The organism is Geosporobacter subterraneus DSM 17957 (assembly GCF_900142145.1).
In the GTDB taxonomy this organism is placed as follows: domain Bacteria; phylum Bacillota; class Clostridia; order Peptostreptococcales; family Thermotaleaceae; genus Geosporobacter; species Geosporobacter subterraneus.
The window spans coordinates 1-20,917 of the sequence record NZ_FQZV01000052.1 but is presented as its reverse complement, the minus strand read 5'-3'; the positions used below and the strand labels follow the sequence as shown (position 1 = coordinate 20,917).

General features: G+C 37.4%; 21 protein-coding genes. 11 read left to right on the top strand and 10 right to left on the bottom strand.

Translation table 11 applies throughout. From position 1 onward, the window contains the following. Positions 1-67 precede the first annotated feature (67 nt). Together BUB56_RS15660 and BUB56_RS15655 are read right to left on the bottom strand one after the other, a co-directional pair. Positions 68-2,635, bottom strand: coding sequence for a calcium-translocating P-type ATPase, PMCA-type (locus BUB56_RS15660; RefSeq protein ID WP_330392671.1), 2,568 nt, complete (start codon positions 2,633-2,635; stop codon positions 68-70). A 423-nt stretch (positions 2,636-3,058) separates the two neighbouring features. Further along, complete coding sequence (locus BUB56_RS15655; protein WP_110942223.1) at positions 3,059-3,262, bottom strand: heavy-metal-associated domain-containing protein; 204 nt, start codon at positions 3,260-3,262, stop codon at positions 3,059-3,061. A 184-nt stretch (positions 3,263-3,446) separates the two neighbouring features. Between BUB56_RS15655 and BUB56_RS15650 the strand changes: the two genes are divergently transcribed. After that, the gene (locus BUB56_RS15650) at positions 3,447-4,844 is read left to right on the top strand and encodes a Na+/H+ antiporter NhaC family protein (RefSeq protein ID WP_110942222.1); all 1,398 of its coding nucleotides are present in this window, start codon (positions 3,447-3,449) and stop codon (positions 4,842-4,844) included. A 158-nt stretch (positions 4,845-5,002) separates the two neighbouring features. Then, on the top strand, positions 5,003-6,382 hold the full coding sequence (cls, locus tag BUB56_RS15645; protein WP_110942221.1) for a cardiolipin synthase: 1,380 nt from the start codon (positions 5,003-5,005) through the stop codon (positions 6,380-6,382). Positions 6,383-6,573: 191 nt separating this feature from the next. Here the strand turns inward: cls and BUB56_RS15640 are convergent, their stop codons facing one another. The 3 genes from BUB56_RS15640 to BUB56_RS15630 form a co-directional block, all read right to left on the bottom strand. Further along, entirely contained in the window at positions 6,574-7,776 is a 1,203-nt protein-coding gene (locus BUB56_RS15640) for an alanyl-tRNA editing protein (RefSeq protein WP_190014609.1), read from the bottom strand. 66 nt (positions 7,777-7,842) lie between these two features. Beyond that, the gene (locus tag BUB56_RS15635; RefSeq protein WP_190014607.1) at positions 7,843-8,832 is read right to left on the bottom strand and encodes a hypothetical protein; all 990 of its coding nucleotides are present in this window, start codon (positions 8,830-8,832) and stop codon (positions 7,843-7,845) included. A 302-nt stretch (positions 8,833-9,134) separates the two neighbouring features. Continuing rightward, positions 9,135-9,602, bottom strand: coding sequence for a hypothetical protein (locus tag BUB56_RS15630; protein WP_110942218.1), 468 nt, complete (start codon positions 9,600-9,602; stop codon positions 9,135-9,137). A gap of 185 nt (positions 9,603-9,787) precedes the next feature. On the opposite strand from BUB56_RS15630, the gene BUB56_RS15625 reads away from it, so the two are divergent. From BUB56_RS15625 to BUB56_RS15610, 4 genes are all read left to right on the top strand, one after another. After that, positions 9,788-10,402 (top strand): hypothetical protein, encoded by a 615-nt coding sequence (locus BUB56_RS15625; protein WP_110942217.1) that lies wholly within the window; start codon positions 9,788-9,790, stop codon positions 10,400-10,402. A gap of 78 nt (positions 10,403-10,480) precedes the next feature. Next, entirely contained in the window at positions 10,481-11,413 is a 933-nt protein-coding gene (locus BUB56_RS15620) for an SPRY domain-containing protein (RefSeq protein WP_110942216.1), read from the top strand. A 17-nt stretch (positions 11,414-11,430) separates the two neighbouring features. After that, positions 11,431-11,619, top strand: a complete 189-nt coding sequence (locus tag BUB56_RS15615) for a DUF4177 domain-containing protein (RefSeq protein WP_190014605.1) — start codon at positions 11,431-11,433, stop codon at positions 11,617-11,619. Positions 11,620-11,724: 105 nt separating this feature from the next. Beyond that, positions 11,725-12,159, top strand: coding sequence for a hypothetical protein (locus tag BUB56_RS15610; protein ID WP_110942214.1), 435 nt, complete (start codon positions 11,725-11,727; stop codon positions 12,157-12,159). 56 nt (positions 12,160-12,215) lie between these two features. Here the strand turns inward: BUB56_RS15610 and BUB56_RS19525 are convergent, their stop codons facing one another. Continuing rightward, a complete protein-coding gene (locus BUB56_RS19525) occupies positions 12,216-12,386 on the bottom strand; it encodes a hypothetical protein (protein ID WP_190014603.1) in 171 nt (56 codons plus the stop codon). A gap of 96 nt (positions 12,387-12,482) precedes the next feature. Between BUB56_RS19525 and BUB56_RS15605 the strand changes: the two genes are divergently transcribed. Further along, positions 12,483-13,139: a hypothetical protein gene (locus BUB56_RS15605; protein ID WP_110942213.1), complete on the top strand. Its 657-nt coding sequence runs from the start codon at positions 12,483-12,485 to the stop codon at positions 13,137-13,139. A 28-nt stretch (positions 13,140-13,167) separates the two neighbouring features. Here the strand turns inward: BUB56_RS15605 and BUB56_RS15600 are convergent, their stop codons facing one another. After that, positions 13,168-13,809, bottom strand: a complete 642-nt coding sequence (locus BUB56_RS15600) for a hypothetical protein (protein WP_190014601.1) — start codon at positions 13,807-13,809, stop codon at positions 13,168-13,170. Between the two features lie 155 nt (positions 13,810-13,964). Between BUB56_RS15600 and BUB56_RS15595 the strand changes: the two genes are divergently transcribed. From BUB56_RS15595 to BUB56_RS15580, 4 genes are all read left to right on the top strand, one after another. Further along, positions 13,965-14,753: a carbon-nitrogen family hydrolase gene (locus BUB56_RS15595; protein WP_110942211.1), complete on the top strand. Its 789-nt coding sequence runs from the start codon at positions 13,965-13,967 to the stop codon at positions 14,751-14,753. Positions 14,754-14,816: 63 nt separating this feature from the next. After that, the gene (locus BUB56_RS15590; protein WP_110942210.1) at positions 14,817-16,976 is read left to right on the top strand and encodes an Eco57I restriction-modification methylase domain-containing protein; all 2,160 of its coding nucleotides are present in this window, start codon (positions 14,817-14,819) and stop codon (positions 16,974-16,976) included. Positions 16,977-16,993: 17 nt separating this feature from the next. Further along, on the top strand, positions 16,994-17,620 hold the full coding sequence (locus tag BUB56_RS15585; protein WP_110942209.1) for a hypothetical protein: 627 nt from the start codon (positions 16,994-16,996) through the stop codon (positions 17,618-17,620). A 133-nt stretch (positions 17,621-17,753) separates the two neighbouring features. Next, positions 17,754-19,037 (top strand): tetratricopeptide repeat protein, encoded by a 1,284-nt coding sequence (locus BUB56_RS15580; RefSeq protein WP_110942208.1) that lies wholly within the window; start codon positions 17,754-17,756, stop codon positions 19,035-19,037. A 28-nt stretch (positions 19,038-19,065) separates the two neighbouring features. On the opposite strand, the gene BUB56_RS15575 is transcribed toward BUB56_RS15580, so the two are convergent. The 3 genes from BUB56_RS15575 to BUB56_RS15565 form a co-directional block, all read right to left on the bottom strand. Beyond that, positions 19,066-19,251, bottom strand: a complete 186-nt coding sequence (locus BUB56_RS15575; RefSeq protein WP_110942207.1) for a DUF1858 domain-containing protein — start codon at positions 19,249-19,251, stop codon at positions 19,066-19,068. Positions 19,252-19,267: 16 nt separating this feature from the next. Continuing rightward, complete coding sequence (locus BUB56_RS15570) at positions 19,268-19,930, bottom strand: hypothetical protein (protein WP_190014599.1); 663 nt, start codon at positions 19,928-19,930, stop codon at positions 19,268-19,270. Positions 19,931-19,995: 65 nt separating this feature from the next. Beyond that, on the bottom strand, positions 19,996-20,670 hold the full coding sequence (locus tag BUB56_RS15565; protein ID WP_110942206.1) for a nitrite/sulfite reductase domain-containing protein: 675 nt from the start codon (positions 20,668-20,670) through the stop codon (positions 19,996-19,998). Positions 20,671-20,917 lie beyond the last annotated feature (247 nt).

Here is a 20,917-nt window from a genome sequence, read left to right as displayed (position 1 = left end):
ATATAAATGCTCATAATAAAAGAGATAATCTGTTGATGGGTCAATAAAAGCTGCCAATTAGCAGCTTTTATTTTTTGATCTTTATCCATTTAATGAGCTCATTTACTAGGATTGTAGAAGCAGATAATCCGAATACCAATAACCAGTCTTTTAGAAGCAGAGGCACCGTGCCAAAGAAACTATTTAGGACGGGAAGATGTACCACCAGTATCTGCAAGAAGATCCCCATAAGCCCTGCATAAAGCAAGAATTTATTTTTGAATATGCCAACCCTAAATATGGACACTCTAAAGCTCCTGCTGTTAAGGGAATGGAATAGCTGGGCAATGCTAAGAATCATGAATGCCATTGTTTGTGCATAAACAAGATTTTGTGTTTTCAGTCCATATCGGAAAAGGATTAAAGTCAGTAAGGCAATAAAGATGCCATTAAAAATGAGATAAAATAACCCTCCCTGGGCAAAAATGCTTTCATTATGCTTTCTTGGCTGATCATTCATAATATTTTGGTCACTGGGGTCTACTCCCAAAGCCAAAGCAGGCAGTGAATCCGTTACCAGATTTACCCATAAAATATGGATCGGTTTCAGCGGTGTTACCCAGTTTAAAAGAACTGCTGTAAATAAAGTGATGACCTCACCCAAATTACAGGACAATAAATAGAGAATGGATTTTTTAATATTACTGTAAATATTTCTGCCTTCTTCAACCGCTTTTACGATGGTAGCGAAATTATCGTCAGTCAGGATTATACTGGAGGCTTCCTTTGAAACATCACTTCCCGTTATGCCCATGGCAATGCCAATATTAGCTGTTTTCAAGGATGGGGCATCATTCACGCCGTCACCAGTCATTGAGACGATATAGCCTTTAGACTGCAGTGCCTTTACAATCATTACTTTATGCTCTGGTTGTACCCGGGCGAATACACGATAGTTTTCTATGCTTTGATTTAAATTATCCTGGGTTAGTGCGGATAAAGTATAACCGCTCATCACTTGGTCCATATCTGAGCATATGCCTACGTCCTTTGCGATGGCATAAGCAGTATCCTGATGGTCTCCGGTGATCATGATCGTACGTATGCCAGCTGCCTTGCATTTTTTCACTGCTTCTGCGACCTCCTCCCGGGGAGGATCAATCATGCCGACTAAACCCAAGAAGGTGAGGCTGCTTTCATAGGGATTAGAATCCTTTTCTTTAAAGGCTAAGGCTAGAACCCGAAGTGCGGCGTTAGATAAGCTGGATGCATTTTCATAAATCTCTTGAACATAATCTTCTATGGGCAGTTTATTGCCATCCACTAAAATATGCGTTGTTTTTTTCAATACTAAATCTAATGCACCCTTTGTAAAGATGATTTCCTTACCTTCATATCGATGGAGTGTAGTCATCATTTTTCTATCAGAGTCAAAGGGAATTTCATCTGTTCGGGGAAAACTTGTATCTAAATCTGTTTTCCGAATAGATAAATATTTACCCATATCCAGCAGGGCAATTTCCGTAGGATCGCCGATGCGATTGTTTTCATTGCTGGCGTCGTTGCAGAGCATGAAACCATCTACTAAAAGACGATGTTCTTCAGATAATTCTTCTACCTTCTTTAACTGTCTATTGTAATAAAAGGCAGTGACGGTCATTTTGTTTTGTGTAATTGTGCCGGTTTTATCGGAGCATATAACATTTACAGAACCAAGGGTTTCTACGGCAGGCAGTTTTTTTACAATGGCATTTTGATGGATCATTCTTTGTACACCTAAAGCAAGTACTACAGTAATGACTGCGGGAAGACCTTCAGGGATGATGGCAACAGCTAGTGAAATGGAGATCAGGAGCATCTCAATAATATCCCGGCCTTGCAATATACCTACTCCGAACATCAAAATACAGATGATGACAGAAGCAATCCCCAGCAGTTTGCCCAGTTCTGCTAATTTCCTTTGTAAGGGAGTTTGCAGTTCCTCTGTATTATTCAGCATACTGGCAATTTTGCCGATTTCTGTCTGCATTCCAATGGCTGTAACAATCCCTATACCCCGACCATAGGTTGCATAGCTGGACATAAAGGCCGTATTCTTCATGTCTCCCAGTGCAACGATGTCTTCAGAAAGGGGATCTTTAGATTTATCTACAGGCACTGATTCTCCCGTAAGGACAGATTCGTCTATTTTCAAATTAACAACCTCTGCCAGGCGCAAGTCTGCGGGTATGTATCTTCCTGCCTCTATCATAACAATATCTCCGATCACCAGCTCTTCTACATTAATTTCCCGAAGTTGCCCATTTCGTTTTACCAAGGTCTTAGGGGTAGATAATTTTTTAAGCGCACCCAAGGATTTCTGGGCTTTATCCTCTTGTATGAGCCCAATTGCAGCGTTCAACACGATTACAATAATAATAATAATAGCATCACTAAGCTCATGCATCACCATGGAGATGGCCGCTGCAATCATTAAAATATAAATCATAGGTTCGTTAATTTGGTCAAAAACCTTTAAGAAGAGGGATTTTGGCTTTTTTTCATCTAGGACGTTGCGCCCGCCTTTTTGTCTTTTCAGAACCTGATGATCGGTAAGACCTGCTTCTAAATTTGAATCTAGTTCCTCCAGCACCCTTTTGACTTCTTTTTTAAACACGAGTCCACACCCTTTCATAATGATAAATAGGGATAAAACATAAAAGACTCTATAGCTGATCTAAATCAGCTATAGAGTCTCACTAAACAAAATTTGCTATCAAAGCCGGGTACGCGGACCGAAATGACGACTTTGATCCTGTTTCAAGCAGGCAGTTACTCCCTCTATCCTTACATTTTATGATTACAATATTATATTATTACGCACCTGAATGTTTGTCAATATTTAGTAGAGATTATTCTTCTGCAGCCTTAGGAGGCTGTCATCTTAAAAGATTGGTTATTGATACTGAAGGTAAAGGGCTAATTTCTCCATTTCAGAGTTGGAAAAGTTAAATAGATGAATAAGTTCTTTAGAGGGTTTCATAAGGATTTATAGAACTATAGTATATATCTTTCACTGAGATCACAGTACTTGTTCTCACTACACGAGGCGGTATTCATCCAGCTTGGCCCGAACCTCAGCAGGAGTAACGATGTTTTCATCGTACTCTACTGTAATAATATGATCTCTTGTGCTTACGGCTACAGATCCAATTCCATCCAGCTCATAAATGACATTTTCGATATCCTGAGGTTGTATAGCTATGTTATTAAAGGTTTTGAAGTGGAATTTTTCGATTTCCATAGAATCACCTCCTTATGAATGCGATTGATCCTGAATGATCTTGAAATATTAAGGATGCTATAAATAAGTTTTGAATGTAGCAAAGTAAATATGCATGAAAGTTATGATCGTTAACCAATAAATTTTCATTTATTTTAAAAATGTTTGCTGCAACATCAGCATTAAGACAGAAAGTGAGGGTTCTATGGAAAGAGCAACTATTCCGAGAAAGCATACAGTTGCACTGCTGCTGATTATGGTAGTATCCATCGCTGTGTGCATACTATCAAAAACTCCACTATATATAGGACTGTTCCTAAGTGTGGTATGGGCTATGGGCATATGTCTAAAAAATGGATTTCAATTGCCCCTACTATGGAATATGATCATAAAAGGGATAAAAGAATGTAGCAGCATATTTATCATCATTTTATTAGTGGGTTCACTGGTAGCCATATGGCTGGCTTCGGGAATTGTTCCTGCTATGATGTATTATGGGTTCGACTATATTCAAAAAATGAACTTTCTATTGGCCGGATTTTTTATTACCATGTTGACAGCTATGGTCATGGGTACTGCTTTGGGGACTGTCAGTACTATAGGGGTTGCGTTGTTAGGAATTGGAAAAGGCCTGTTTATCCCGGAAGGACTGCTGATGGGGGCTATTATATCAGGAGCCTTTATAGCAGATAAAATATCCCCTATTGCAGCCCTTGTAAATCTTACAACAAAGACTACAGGGGTTTCCTATAAGGATAATGCAAGGCAGGGATTGATAACCCTCTTGCCTACTATTGCTCTCGTCAGTTATTTTTACTATTATCTGGGCAAAGGCTATAATGGAGAGTTAAATAGTAACCAATTATATCATTATCAGGAGGCCATAGAAGAATTCTTTCACATATCGCCCCTGATGCTTATCGTTCCGTTGATTATAATTGGAATGGCTTTTATAGGCGTGAAAATCATTAAAAATATGACTTTAGGACTTTTAGGTGGAATGATCATTAGTTATGCATATCAAAATCTTGGATGGGCTGAAATTTTTCGTATTATCCTTGGCGGCTACAGCGCTGGTACTTCCGTGGAGGAATTAAATACAATCATAAAGGGGGGCGGTGTTGCCTCTATGTTAGAGGCTATCTTGATCGTACTGGCAGCAGTAGTATTAAACAGCATTTTTGAAGGCACCAATATGATTGCGCCGGTTATTGAAAATTTTTTATTGAGTATAAAATCAAAGCGGGAACTCATCGCTAAAACGGGGTTCTTAAGTATATTGCTAACGATTCTAACTTGTGATCAAACGGTTGGAATCCTGCTGCCTGGTAAATTTTTGAAGCAAAAATATGTAGAAATGGGTTTGCCAAAATCAGTTCTTGCCCGAACGATAGGAGACACAGGTGTTATTGTGGCACCAATCATTCCTTGGAATGTGAATGCAGTTCTGACAACGGTGATTACAGGGGTATCTGCTTTACAGTATGGACCCTATGCGATATTATGCTATGTACTGCCTATAGTAACCTTGTTATTTGGAGCTTCGGGATTCATCCGTGAAAATGAAAATAATCATATAGAGCAGGGCATGAAAATAGGGTAATTATGCATATTAGCAGCGAACATTTATTTAGCATATGGGATCTTTGGCCGATACAAATCTGCAAAGCCAAGGGTCCTTTTATTTATCACCTCTAATGGACTAAAAATTCCTTTATATTCACAAACTAATCAAACAATAATAAAACGGGATGTGATGGGTTGAAAAGGTTTTGGTTAGCGATTATATTTTTTTATCTGCTATATACATTCCTTCGTCATTTTTCCATCAGAACAGGCTTAAAGGCTGTGTTTTTACTGATGATCCTGCTGATCGGCAGCATTTTAATTAGGGAAATCCAGGATGAATATTTTGAAAAACTAAGGTCAAAAAATAACACCTATTTTGAAGCCTTGAAGGAAAGTATTGGATCTGATGAGATAGGGGATTACAGGCATACATCTAATCAATGGGGATTTCAATTTCTAAATGCAACAGATAATCATCATATAGGATACGGACAAGTGGAGGTATTAGGAGAACAGGTAAATACGTTTATAACCATAATAGATGAAATTAGCAGGGCACAGCATCATATTCATATGGAGTATTTCATAGTCCGTAACGATAAAATTGGTGAAAAACTAAAAAATGTGCTTATCGAGAAAAGCAAACAGGGGGTGGAAGTGAGATTTATTTATGATGGGTTCGGCAGCTTTTTGATTAGCAAACAGTTTGTTCAAGAACTGGAGAAGGCAGGGGTTCAGTTGATAAGGTTTTCGCCTGTTTCTCAGGGAATAAAGAACTTTAATCTTAATCATAGAAATCACAGAAAAATTCTTATTATAGATGGAAAACTGGCAGTCATTGGAGGATCTAATATCGGTGATGAGTATCTGGGAAGAGATGAAAAAATTGGAAAATGGAGAGATATGGATATACTCATTAGAGGAGATGGCGTAAGGGCTATTCAAGCTGCCTTTCTAAGAAATTGGTATATTGCAAAGCATGAAATGATTGTGGAAAAGATATATTTTAGAGAACCGCAGGAAAAAGGAAATATACCGATGGAAATTCTCTCGGGAGAACCGCTTACGGAAATAAATAGTATTGAACACTTTTTTCTTTCCATGATTTATTCAGCAAAGAATTATTTATATTTTACAACTCCCTATTTTATTCCACCGGATAGCGTCTTACTTGCCTTAGAAAGTGCCGCAGCCAGAGGTGTTAAGGTTAAACTGATGATTCCGGATCGGTCAGATAATATCGTTGCAGAATATGCTACTAACCTATATGCACAAAAGATGCTGAAAGATGGGATAGAGGTCTATCGGTATAAAGAGGGTTTTTTACACAGCAAAACCGCTATCATGGATGGCAAAATATCTACTGTTGGAACAGCAAATATGGATCATAGGGGATTGCGATTGGATTATGAAATATTAACAGTTATGTATGATTCTAAAACTGCAGAGGTGATGGAGCATTTTTTTCTGCGGGATATAGATAAATCGATAGCCATGGAGAGAAATAAGGGAATGAGATTCACAGATAAAATCGGCTATCAGTTAGTCCGTCTCATTCGAGGTGTTTTGTAGAGGACATATTCAATGAAATATTTTAGAAGGGAGAAAAAGGTAGAAATTAATCGAATTGTACTATTGAAGTCTAAGAAAAATTCATATAGAATATACATGGAACACATTGTTTCCAAGCATTTTAGGGAAAAAAAGAGAAGGGTCGGTTTCGACACTTCTCTTTTTTTTGTTCCCTTTTCAGCCGAGCTAAATTATAGATATCGATTTTTAATAATTTGTTGGGCTGCAAGCAAGGCACCCTCCAAATTGCCTATGTCGCTGCCGCCGCCTTGCGCAGTCTGAGGGTTCCCCCCGCCCTTTCCATCGATCATAGGTGCTACTTCCTTGAAAAGTTGATTCATATTGATATCGATTTCTTTGGAACGGCTAAAAAGCATTTGAGCTTTGGAATCATGCTTTACGCCAAAAAGCACTACGATATCGGGATTGGAAACAATTTTCGCAGATAATATTCTCAGCTCGTTAATGTCGCGATCTTCAAACATTTTTACCAGCAACCGGGTATGTTTATGCACAGTACTATTCTTGTAAAGAAGGTCAGCTTCATAATCCGTCAATTGATCCTTAAGATTTTTCATGTCTTTTTTCAACTGATTATATTCATTGTAAATGCGTTCTACTCCTTCACTGGCATCGGTGTCCTTTATAGATAAAAGAGCAGAAATCTTATTGATGCTATTATTTTTCCAGTAGTAGTCTTTAAGGGCCCGGTTGCCGCATAGGAATTCAACCCGGATGCTGCCTTTCATTTTTTCCCACCTGCGTATCTTTATAATACCAACTTCTCCTGTATAGTTCGGATGTGTACCGCCGCATGGTGAATAGTCAAACTGATCAACTTCGATGATTCTGATATTTTCACTCACCTTAGGAGGTTTCCTGAGCGGCATTTTCTTCAGATCTTCTTGGTCAGGATAATGCTGGTGGACATGGAGATTATTAAAAACGATCTGGTTGGCTAAATACTCTATTTTTTCTGCTTGGGCAGGCACCATATTTTCCATAGTGATATCAACAGTAACTGTATCCGTACTCAGGTGAAAACCTACAGTTTCGCCATCGAAAAGTTTTTCAAAGCAAGCAGATAGAATATGCTGTCCCAGGTGTTGCTGCATGTGATCAAACCTGCGTTCCCAGTCAATAACACACTTTACATTTTGAAATTCTGCAGGAGCTTGTCCTGCTACATGATAAATCATCTGATTTTCTTCGTAAACATATTCTATAACTAGATCATCAATTTTTCCCAAGTCATTCGGCTGACCTCCGCCTTCAGGATAGAAGGCGGTTTGGTCTAGAACAATGTGAAATCTACCCTCTTTTTCTTTAACTTCAATGATATTTGCAATGAACTCCTTTGTGTACACATTTTCGTAATACAGTTTTTTTACCAATCCACTCATCCCTTTCAAAAACTATTGGTTTATCTATTATTTTCTATGTTTAAAGATAAAATCCTCTTATTTTATCGATAGACGATCCTTATGAATATAGCCAGTTTTCCCGTTAAGATAAGTTACTTTGTAGGCCTTGGAAATAAAGCCTAAATAGGATTCCACACTGGTTTCTAAATCCTGAATGATAGCAACGGGGGTAGTACACTCCTCCAATGTACCTTCTTTTAATATATAGCGTTGGAACCGGGTACTCCAATGGTAAAACTCATGGGCTTGAATTCTTTCCTGTAATCGAAAATCCTCTGGCATTGGGAGCTGCTTTTTTACGGCGGTTAGTTTACTCCGCTTGATAGTGACGTGGATCTGAGGATTTGGCTGTTGAAGAAAGCGGATCTCATTATCTTCCACAATTTTTATCCATTGGTCTCTGCTGCTCTGGGGATTGATCCATTGTTGATTATAGATTTCTTCCATATAGACGGTCTTTTTCCACAGAGACTGCCAGCGGCCGCTGATCCATCCATAGCTTTCTACAAATTTTTCAAGAATATAAGCACCCAGGCGCTCATCTAAAATTTGATAAATATTCAGCGTTTGATAACCTAAATCAGGGATCAGAAAAAATTCAATCTTTTCAACAGGCAGTAGATTTTCAAGACTGTGGATAAATACGTATTCCTGATTGAGGGATCGATAAACTGCTGCTACAGCTAAATCTTTCGATAGATTTAGTACAATAATTAATTCTTCGCCGCTGCCAGGCATGATATCAGCGGTATAAAGCAGCAAGTCTATGTATTCTTGATAATCCAACCACTTTTCATAATTCATATTTTTCAGTGTGGTATGGATTAACAGGTTGCGAGCATTTTCTCTCTCATTTTCTGAACCATTCAGGTACTGCTGAATGGTTTTATTTGTCAGCTTTCGATTCCGCGCCGCATGGTTTCTAAAGGTTCTTACGGCAGCTTGATCATGGTAAAATGTATTTAATGAAAAGATTGTTAATACCAAAATCAATGAGCAAAGAAATAGAGATAGTTTTCGAAACATATGGATCACCTCATTTAAGTATATGAGGTGTATAGCCGAAACTGTACTCACATTTAATGAAATAGCATCTTCGATGCTTTCGCTAGGAAACCCTAGGTTTCCTTCGACGGCTGCAAAGCAGCCTGAGCACCTTCCTGAATGCGGGCAGGGGATTTCATCCCCTACAACCCCTTTTTTCATATAAGTAGGAAAGCAGAACTTTCCTACTTATATGAAAAAAATATGAAAAAACGCTGAGATAGCTCAGCGTAGTTGAATGGTAATCCTAAATGAAACAATTCATATAAAATTTATAATATCAATTAGTTCGGTACATCTATCTGGATACTATCCCAGGAATACTGATCGACGAAAAACAAGGGTTCTGCATCTTCGCTCCAAAGCTGATAATGCGTAATCATACAAATTCGTATGATTATATCAGTAATGTTGTTCCAGTCATTTTCAGATATGACTCTAAGATGATAGCCTCTTGATAGTTGAATTCCATGAACGATTGAAAAGGGTATGTTCACATTTAATGAATCAACAATGTACTGATCGAGAGAATAATTCAACTCGTTGAAATGCTGAAGCTTTAAAGCTTTTTGGTAGCCTTCCATTAAATTTTCCTGAACATTCTGGATGATAAGCTCCATATCTTTTAGAGCTAGTTGTTTGATGCCATCGTTGAGTTCATAAAACCATACGGGTCCGCGTAATATTACATTTTTATATTTCTGACGATGCTTATCTTTTCTATACTTGTCTAGTTCGATGACTTTGGACACACATATCCCCCTTGCTTGACATAATGTTACTCAATATATTATACACTATCCATCTGCATAATTAAAAGGAGTTTTCATCAAAAATGTAATGCTTCTTAATAAACACAATATAGACAGGCTGAATAATATATAGTAAGTTATTAGTCGAATTTACAATAGGGAATTTACAATAGGGAGGAAAAAGCATGAAGGTTATAAAATCAATCGATGAGATGCTGCAAAACTTTATACAAACTTTTTTTGTAAAGTATAAATATGAAAATAGGGGATTAATGAAAAAATTCCGAATAGATAGCCGATTAAACCTAGAGTTAGACGAGGAAAAATGGTGTGAGTGTTTCTTATTCAAAGCTTGTCTAAACCGATGTGCGCAAATAATCATCATGCGCATTTTGGAGGATCGTGGTTTGATTTATAGTAAAATGAACAGAAGCGGAATTGAAAAATGGAAGCAGTTGGTACAGAATTTAGGAAGCAGCTATCACTTACTTTTTGATATTGGGCAGCAGGATTTGGTAGCAGATGAAAATAAAAAGATAAATAGTATTTTTCGAAAAAGTGATTATGATATCTTTGTTGTAGATGGGGAATTGGCAAACATTGTAATACATTATTCTGCGGACCTGAATTTATCAGATATAAGTCAAGAGGAGTTGATAGGAATACTCCGAAAAATCTACTCTTTAGAACAGCGTGAAGAGTGGAAGTTAGAGGAATTTTATAAAGAAGCCCCTGCATTGACCTATTTACTAAGTATAGAAAAGGAGGACTTCACATTTTGGAATCGAATAAAAGGATGAAGATAGTTTCTATTGGTCATAATGTTATAGAATGCGAAGTTTAGTCTTTGTTACAAAAGAGGAGAAGGAGAGAATAAAATGGATTTTGATTATTTAGCTGCCGGTGTAGAAGAGGATGTTCTTATTTATGCGCTTCAATCTAGCTTTTTTGAAGAAATTGAAGCAGCAAAAAACAGATTTTATGAAATCATTGGAGAATTAGACACCAATCATGAAATGATAGCAGATTTTAACACATGGCTGATATATGATTACAAGGGTAAAGAAAACACAACTTTTATAGAAAGATATCGTAAGAATGCCTTAGAAAAGCTTTCACAAGAAGAGAATGCTTTCATCAGCCAGGTGGAGAAAGCATATTTAAGTCTGTATGAGTTGAGAGATCGCAGAGAAGATCGATGTCAGTTAAGGGATATATTTACCAAAAAAGAAATATGGGTATCTGCTAACCAATTGGAGGAGATTCAGGATAGAGAACTTATTTTATCTAGGATTATTGAAGTTGACGGAGAATATTGGATCCTTGGCAGCTGTGTTTTCATTCCTGCCATGTTTCGAAACAGTATTGAGAGAAATATGATCGATCAATATGAAAGCTTTAAAAAGACCAATCCTTATGGAAACTGGGAGATTTTCCTGAAAAATCACAGCTTATACTTATATAAATATGTTAGCATCATACAGGATGTAATGGTGCATGATACTGAAAACGAAGAGGATTATACTGTTTTTCAAAGCACTTATATTATCAAAGACAGCAGAAATATAAAACAAATTTTGACTGAGAGCAAGCAGATCAAGCTAGATTACACGGAAGAAGGGGCTCTGTTTTTCCGCATAATGACAGGAGAGGGTATTCTGGCAGAAATGGTTATTCGAAAAAATCAAATAGAGCTGGAATGCAACTCATTACAAGATCGGAAGAAGGCAAAAAAGCTGCTTGAATCTCTCGTGGGGGATCGAATAACACATTACAAGGACGAGGAAATTAGTATGGACGATATCCTGTAGAAAGGAAGATGCTGACGATGAAAACTTGGGAATATAAAATTGTTAATCTCCGGGCAAAAGGAGTTACCAATTTGGTATTAAGTAAAGAAGACGAGGATGAGCTGAATAAATTGGGAGAAGCAGGCTGGGAGCTAGTTTCTACTGCGCCCACGGTAAATGGAAGAACCATCTGCTGTATACTTAAACGGGAATTAGTAGAACAGTAATATGACATAATCCCCATGCCTGTAGATTTGACATTCTTCCTCCAAAGTTGTAAAATATAATATAATTATGGTTCATGGAAATACGAAGGGGGAACAAAAAGATATATGCAAAGCGCAATGCCAGATCTGGCAGACTCGTGTGAAAAGGATTTGTGTCTGGAACTCAACCTATCGCAGGAGCATACCCGTGATGATTTAAAATTCCTGAGGGAATTGAGAAAATTTCTGAAAAGATACAATAAAGCAACCCACAAAATTGACTATCTTATAAAAAAAATCGAAGAGGATATGGGTGTTGAAAAGGCCATTCAAGTTTATGATATTGATGAGTATAAGATAAAGAAAAATATCGAAAAACATCCATACTTTAAGAACCCATGCAACTATCCTATTCGTTTGGTTACGGTTATGAAGTATTTGAAGAAAAAGGGAATTAACATTCATTATACAGATATAGATTTGATTGTAGATAAATTGATACAGGAAATAGACGGAGTAAAAAAAGTTGGCGATGGTATGTATCTAAAAAAGAATCAATAAAAAGAATCAATAAAAAGAATAACCCTGCGGTTATTCTTTTTATTGTTGACCTATTGTTATGAACGGCCAAGATGAGTGTAGGCTTCCTCAACCTTAGTGCGGATCTTGGAGTCAAGATGGGCGAGGGTTAAATGCTTTTCTACAAAGCTATCTGCACCAAGCTCAATTGCCATTTCCTCCTTGAAGTGCCCAAGGGCTTGTTTGGCATTAGAATCTATTTTTTTCATATGAATACCACCTAGAAAAAGAATTTGTTAGTATTTTTCCTGACTTCATAGGGTTTTATACCTTTTGTACAGCTACTTAATTAAAGGAAAATGAACGTGAATGTAGAATTAGAAGGAAGAGCGAAACAATGGGAATGGGGAGTTGGGATGAATAAAGAGAGGGAAACAATACATTTTGTTATAAATAAAAGAAAATCTATAGGCATCATCATGCTGGTGTTTTTTTCTGTCCTTGTTTTATCAGGAAGCATGCTGTATTTATTTAGCTTGTCTAGATTTCAGCAGGCAAAACCTATACAGTTTATACTAAATCTGCATTCAAGGCATGAAATCTTTACCTATTTAAAAAATGTTCAGGAGATCGAGAATCAGTTTTATGATATTGTTCATCAGCAAAAACAGCTTAGTGCATCAGAGGATTTCAATGGGCATCAGCTGGTATCCTTATATGAAAAGGCGATTCCTGCCTTAGAGCAATTGATGATCGATTTGGCTAAAACAGAGACAAACCCTACGATCATGGAAAACTATCATTTGTTTTCTGAAGAAATAAAGAGCATGAGAGATGCGATGGTAGAAAACAAGTTCGGTATAGAAAAAAATGATCCTATAAGTCGAGAGAGGGCAGGAAAATACATAGACCGATATGCCTTGGTGTCACGTTTGCGCAGAGAAAACTTAAAAACATTATTTGACCGGTATAATATTTCCTATATTGATATGGGAGACAAAATTAAGTATAAGGTAAAATAGTGCTGCTATCCGTTTTCCTAGTATGTAATCATGTTTTTTTATTGATGATGGAGGGCGGATCTATTGGAAGATGATCGTATTTTTCTTTGCTGGGCAGTTTTATTTCTTTAAAAGAACGATAGACTTTGGAAACAAACCCATTTTTCGTGTCAAATAAAAAGTCGGTTATGTTTTCTCGGTTCTTTAGACAGGGAATCAGTACGGATTCATTGATGAATAGATGGAAGCTTCGGTCAAAGGTAATTCCCATTTTATATAGTTGGGATTTATGGAGCATCAGGATGGTATAGATTGTTTTAGCATGTTGGGTTCCAAAATGATGATCAAACTCCTGTAAAGAAGTGATTGCATGGTTGTATTTTTCTACTAGATTTTTTATCACTGAGAGAAGGTCTTCCTGTTCCTCTTTTTTGATCGTCTCAATGGTTTCTTCTAAATCTCTCTCAGATCGATAGTAGTCATGGTATTGTTCCTTTAGCGCTTTCAGCTGCTCATAGAAACTTGACGCACTTAGATAGGTGCTTTCTGAGGATTGAAAACGATTGTTATTTACCGTAGAGCTTCTATTGATTGGCTTTACGCCATCAATTTTACCAATTTGGGTATTTCTGTCTACATACATCGTATATATCCTCGTCCGATTAGCGGAGGATATCCTTTTAATTGTCATGGTCACACATCCCTTCTAATCAATTCTTAATATAGATATCGGCAAAAATATGTTTTTTTGTACTTCTAATGGATATTTTGATAAAAAGAAAAGGGATATGAGTAGAAATATGGAAAATAATAATCATAATCATAAACTGGGGAGGAAAGGACACGATGTTAAAAATTGCGGCGATTCAAATAGATTTAGCCTTCGGAGATCCGGCTGTAAACCGGCTGAAGATTAAGAATATGATCGAGAAAGCAAGTGTCAATGGTCCTGATGTCATCGTTTTACCTGAGATGTGGAATACCAGCTTTAGCATGAATAATTTAAAAGACCTTGCGGATAGGGAAGGGGAGCCCACAAAATCAATGATATCGGAGTTGTCAAGAAAATATCATGTAAATATTGTAGCCGGTTCAATTGCAGACCGCTATGGGGACAAGATATATAATCGTCTATATGTAGCCAATCGTCAGGGAGAGATTCACTCTTATTATGATAAAGTACATTTAGTGCGTCATGCCCGAGAGGATGAATATTTGACAGCTGGAAATACATCCCGGATTTTTTCTATTGATGGCATAGCCTGTGGGGCAATTATTTGTTATGATATAAGATTTCCGGAACTGTCTAGAGCCCTGGCTCTTAAAGGGGCGAAAATCCTGTTTATACCAGCCCAATGGCCTGAAACCAGGATAGAGCATTGGAAAGCCTTGGCCATAGCCAGAGCCATCGAAAACCAGATGTATGTAGTTGCAGTAAATCGTATTGGCAGTGAGTTTAAAGCAACCTTTCCCGGAAATAGCCTTATTGTGGATCCTTGGGGCAAGGTGTTGGCAGAATCCAACTGTGAAGAGACGATTCTTGAGTCGGAGATTGATATCGATTTGGTTGAGAGAATTCGTAGAAAAGTTCCTTGTTTTCAAGACAGAAATGAAGCAGCTTATGGAATTGATTAAGGAAAGAAGGCGGCCAAGGGTGGATGCCTTGTCGACTTTTATAACATATCGGGGAGAATACTTATGCACAACATAGATCGGCAAATAGATATCCTATATAAACAAATGCAGCCTGTGAAAAATACAGGAAAAGCACCAGAGGACACCTTTGTAGATTTATGCAGGGGTCTATTTGCATATCACTACGAAAATCTGCCGCAGGAAGAGTTATTGGACCTCCATTGGAACCTGGATAAGGGAGAAGGCATAAATGCATTTTTTACGATGAAGACATTTAGCCGTATTTACGATCGGTTTATAAATTTAGGCTTACGGGAAAGGACTGGTAGTTACTATACGCCAGACTATATCATCAGATACATGGTAGAGGATACCTTGATTGCATATCTGGAGAGAAGTACCGGAGTAGAGAAAGATCGAATGATACCCATTGTAAAATCCGATCAATATACCCATGACTTATCCAGTGAAGATTTATTAGCGCTGCAACAGGCCCTAAAAAATATTAAAATGATTGATATTGCCTGCGGAACAGGGCTGTTTTTAATTGAGGCTTTTGAAAAAATCTATCTTATCAGAAAGAGGATTTTCCTATATCTAGGATTAAACATAGAGAACTATTTGCTAAAAAAGGAAATTTTAGAAGAGAATATTTATGGAATGGACATTCAGGAGCAGCCTCTGGAAATTGCTAAATATGTTCTTTTATCTATGGCATATGATGAAACTTCGGCGGAGCAACGGGGCCATATTGAATTAAATTTACGAAAGGCGAATAGCCTTTTAGAGGAGGAGCTTTTCCAACAGGAGTGGCCATATTCCTTTGACGTAGTCATTGGGAATCCCCCCTATCTCGGAGAAAAGGGAAATCGAAATGTCTTTCAGGAAATCAGAAACACTTCTTTTGGAAGAAAATACTACGAAGGAAAAATGGATTATTTCTATTTTTTTATCTATCGGGGGCTGGAGTTATTAAAAGATAAAGGATTGTTGAACTATATTACTACAAACTACTTTGTTACCGCTGATGGAGCCAGCAAGCTTAGAAACTACTTAAAGGATCACACTACATTCCTTCAAATTGTAAACTTTAATCATGCCATGATTTTTCCCGATGCCAAGGGACAACATAATATGATCTTTTTATTGTCCAAGGGCAGGAATGAAAAAGGGTGTATTCTTATGAAGTCTTTTAAAGACCAAACCCTCACTGAAGATGGCATAGAAAAAAGGCTTTATTACAGTTGCCAAGGGGATAAAAGTGTGGATGTTTTTAAGCTATACCCTGCCCAGTTATTTACCAGCAGGAATCACATTGTTCTTCAGGGTACCGGCGAAGAGCAGTGTCTGCTAAAAAAGATTGAAGAAACATGCGATCAGCTATTGGGCAATATCTGTCATGTAAATCAGGGAATTGTAACCGGTGCCGATAAGGTTACAAAGAATATGCTGGAAAAAAAGTTAACTTTAGAGACTACTACTCAGTATGGCATAAGGGAAAATGACGGTATTTTTGTGTTGAATGAAGCAGAAGTTTTATCCTTAGGGCTAGAGGCATCTCCATTCTTAAAGCCTATGTTCAAAAACAGTGATATTTTAAGCTATCGTGCGAAGGAAATTACAGATAGATATATTTTATATGTGAATGATCTGCACATGCTTCATCAAACACCGGAGGACTATGAAAGAATCCTTCACCATCTATTAAAATATAAAGAGGTACTCCAGCAGCGTAGGGAAGTCCTTAAGGGATTGAGAGGCTGGTATGCTATACAATGGCCTAGACAGCCTGAAATTTTTGAAAAGGCAAAAATAGTTGTACCCCATCGGGCGAGGGAAAACCGATTTGCATATACAGAAGTTCCTTGGTATGCCAGTGCAGATGTGTATTTTATAACGCCTAAGAAGGATAATGTAAACTTCAAAACCCTATTGGCGCAGCTCAATTCGAATATCATGTATTTTTGGTTATATCATCGGGGGAAACGTAAAGGGGTTGACCTTGAATTATATGCAAATCCGTTGAAAGGATTACCCATTTTTACAAGCATAAAAAGTATTGATCAGAGGACCTTAGAGAATAACATCGATCGATTATTGAAAACAAATTGTGCAGAAAGTAGAAAAAACATTGATATATACCTATACAAAGCCTATGGGCTGCAGCCCAATGAGATTCAACGGATAGAGATGCTATGCAATGAAAACCGAAAGTACAGATAATTTCAGGGGGTGAAGGTATGCGATTCTACCTTTTAGCAAAATGTATTGATACAGAGAAGGGAAATATCGTAATCGATTTTGAAGGAAGTGAAATTAAAAAAATAGATTTGCAGGAAAAATTAGAGGAAGATCATACCTATGTTTATGCTAATGGAGAACTTATCAAGCTAAAAAATATTGATTGGGGCATTCGTGATACCTATTTATTGGCCTTTCACCGTATACGGAAAATAAACACCCTGGATTATCGGTTTATAAGATTAACAAAGCAGGACAAAATTCTGTTAGATGAGAACTATTTTATATATAAAGAGGGTAATCTGTTAGGCAGACTGGTGAATCAGAATGAGATTGATGTAGTGAACAGTCAGGGATTAGAAAAAGCACAGAGAATTCTGGATAAATTCCTCGAAGATGGAATGTCAGTTTTGATTAAGGGAAAAAAGATTTACAGAATATTTACCTTAGCTAAGCTTAAATCGCTTATGGCGGAGAGCGATAAGCAAATTAGTCTTCAGCAGTATTTGGATGTGGAAAAAAATACAGAGAAGGAAATCATGAGGGATCTCCATGAACATATCGCCAACGCTTATGAAAAGTTAGGCAGTGCGTTGAAAATAATAAAGGAAAGATCAGTAAAATAATAATACGGGTTATCGAATGAAAAATGCATCACGAAATTTATTTGAGAGAATATTATATACTGAAATAAGGAAGTAACGGAAAAGGAGTGACTATTTTACCGTATAGTCCCTTAATAGAAAGGAGGGCTATATCATGAAGACATTAAATATATTTTTTCCAACAGCACAATTAAGGGATGATTGGATCAAGAATTTATTTGAATATAAAGCCCCTATTCAAATAAAGGAAATCGTAAGACAACTGCCAAAAGGAGTTGAAGGTATTCGTTTGAGGGGAAGCCGGAATAGAATACCTGGTTTTTGGATCACAATAGACTTTAAAGAAGACCCTATAGGAAAGAAATTGCTTTCAAAAGCAATAACCACTATTCCATTCCATTGGATTGACAAAAATGTCTATTTCCCTCAGGAAGTTCTTGGGGTAAAAGAGATGGAGAACCAATGGAGACAAAAATATGATTTAGACCGGGTATCGACGCACTCAGAGGCCTGGAGACTTTTTCTAAAGGAAGTAAAGGAACATTTCAATCAGGAAAGAGTGGACATTGCGAGTATTGGATTAATGTATATCTATAGACATAATCCTTATTTTTTAAAAAAATACAAACGTTTTTATTTGTTTGAGGATTTTGCATATTACTATGAATCAAAAGGGGAATTGCACAAGAGCATTAAGTATTTACGGGCGCAGGCAAGCTTACAGCCTGAATCCGCAGAAGCTTATCTCAATATGAGCAGTTTTTTGATTTTAAATGGGTTAAGTCAGGAAGCGATCGATGTTTGTTATAGAGGAATGCAAATCAATGAGGATGATGAATATCTCAATAATAATCTTTTAATAGCCTTTCTTAATGAAGGCTATTATGAGGCAGCGCTAGAGCATTTAAAAAAAATGATGAATAGGGATCCGGAAAACTCAAAAAACTGGAAGCTGATTGGAGATGTTTTTTCAGAGATGGGAAAAGATCTGGAAGCTATAAAATATTATCAGAAGGCCTTAAAGGTTAATTCTGTTAATCTGCATGATGTAGAACAAGAAATCTTTTATGGCCTCGCCATCTGCAATCAACAGTTGGGCCGATTTAAAGAAGCGATTAAGTATTATCAGAAAATGCTTCGATATAATAGTACAGACCCTAAGGTTTTGCTGAATCTATCTAAAATCTACGGAGATGATTTGAAAAAATATGATAAGGCGCAGCTTTATGCTGAAAAGATTGTTGAGTTATTTCCACAGAATGGATATGGCCATCACAATCTGGGTTTGGTCTATTTATACACAGGAAGACTGGATCGTGCGAGATGGCACCTATATCAGGCACGTCGACTGATTCCTGATTATCAGCCGGTCTATAAAGCCATTCAAGAGCTGAAAAAGATAAAAAAAAATAAGTTAACAGCAAGAACCAGTCAATGATGATTCACTGACTGGTTCTTTTAACATATTATTGATTGAGCTGCTCCAGAAGCTTTTCTAAATCAATTCCATGTATTTCTGCAGCCTGACCGATGGATTCCATCTGCGCAGAAGGGCAACCCAAGCAACCCATACCAAAGCTCATGAGTATTTGTGCAGCCTTTGGATTCAGTTTTAATGCTTCACTGATTTGTGTATCCTTCGTTATTTTCATTCTTATTCCCTCCAAATTATTGTATTTTAATTTCATGAATAAAGATTTGACGCCCATTAGATGTTTCTTTGCTTACTGTATATCCGTATTTCTCATTTGCATTTTCAACAAAGGCTTTGATCCAGGCTGTACGAAGCTGGTAGAAGACATCAATATCAGCCCCTACGGCTTCCCAATAGCCCCGGTGAAGACATTGGGCAGTTTTCCACTGTAATAGGTCCGGGTCAGCGATCGTGATATTGTTGACATTATCGCAGGGCATACCATCTAATAAGTAGTTATTTAAGGCTTTGTAAATAGCAGGTGCACTATCTGCCTGACTTTTATTTCGCCCATCATTTCCAGATACTTTTCCTTGCTGTTTATATTCTTCTAATGCAACCTCGATAGCCTCTTGGCCATGTAATTGAAATATATTCGTTAGAATTGCTGCCTGTCTTGTTTCTGCAGCGGAGATTCTACTCTGAAGCCACCCGTGGATATTTCCCGTATCGATCATCTGGTCGAGGGGTTTTTCTTCCATAGGAGACCCGTATTGTGCTTCTGCTTTCTCTTGAATCCTTGAAATTTCATCACCATACATACTTTTGTAGTGGGATAACAAGCTTTTTTCCAAAGCTTCGTGCAGTTTGATTTTATTGAATAGCCAATGATGTATTGGACCTAAAAAAGCACTCATGTTTACTCCTCCTTTTAAAATCAGTATATTTCTTTATTCCTAGCAATGCGGTGATTTGAATCACATTATTTGTCTTTTTTGAACCTTTCCATAACCTCTCTTTGAAAGACAGCAAAGGTTATACGATCGATAAAATCTCCCATTTTTTCACCGGTGGATGCCTGTTGGTTATAGTATTCCATAATAATCTTTACTAATGCAAAGGCATCATCTTCCGTAAGACCCACTGTAACGATATCCGATAATCTCTGATGAAAACCAGCGCTTCCTCCTACCGTTACCATGTAGCCATCTACATCTGCTATTACGCCGATATCTTTGGAGTAGACACTAGTGCAGGCATTTCTGCATCCTGCTACACCAACCTTTGTACGATTGGGTGCCGGAGCACCATATAATGCTTTTTCCAGTTTCATGCCTAATCGCAGAGAATTTTGTTTTGCTCTTTTGCAAAAGGATGCAGGACACATTTCAACATTTTTTACAGAATAAGGTGATAATACTGCGGGTTCCATTCCTAATTCTGTCCAAACCTTGTCTACGTCCTCGGGCTGCAGACCCAGGATCGCAACTCTTTGCCCAGATGTAATTTTCAAAGTACCATTATACTTTGAAGCTACCTCTGCTATTTTTATGAGTTGTTCCGGCTTTATAAAACCACCGGGAATTCTCGGTGTTACACCATATGTTTTATTGCCATTTCTAACTTTTTGAAGGGTGGCGTATTTCGGTGCATCCATTTATCTCTCCTCCTTGTAAGATAAATATAGGGTTAGGGCTCAAAAACCCACCCGAATGTTCTTTGACAACTTTAAATCTATTGTTCAGATGAATCAGTGACACCAGACATTGAATTTTTTAAACATCGTGCTATAATCTCTTTGTCAGAGAGATAGATGTGCATTCCTCCTGGATCCCTTCCATAGTAGAGGCTTATCCGTGAAAAAGCGTGTCACTCCACAAGGACGATTCGATGTTTAGCTGGTT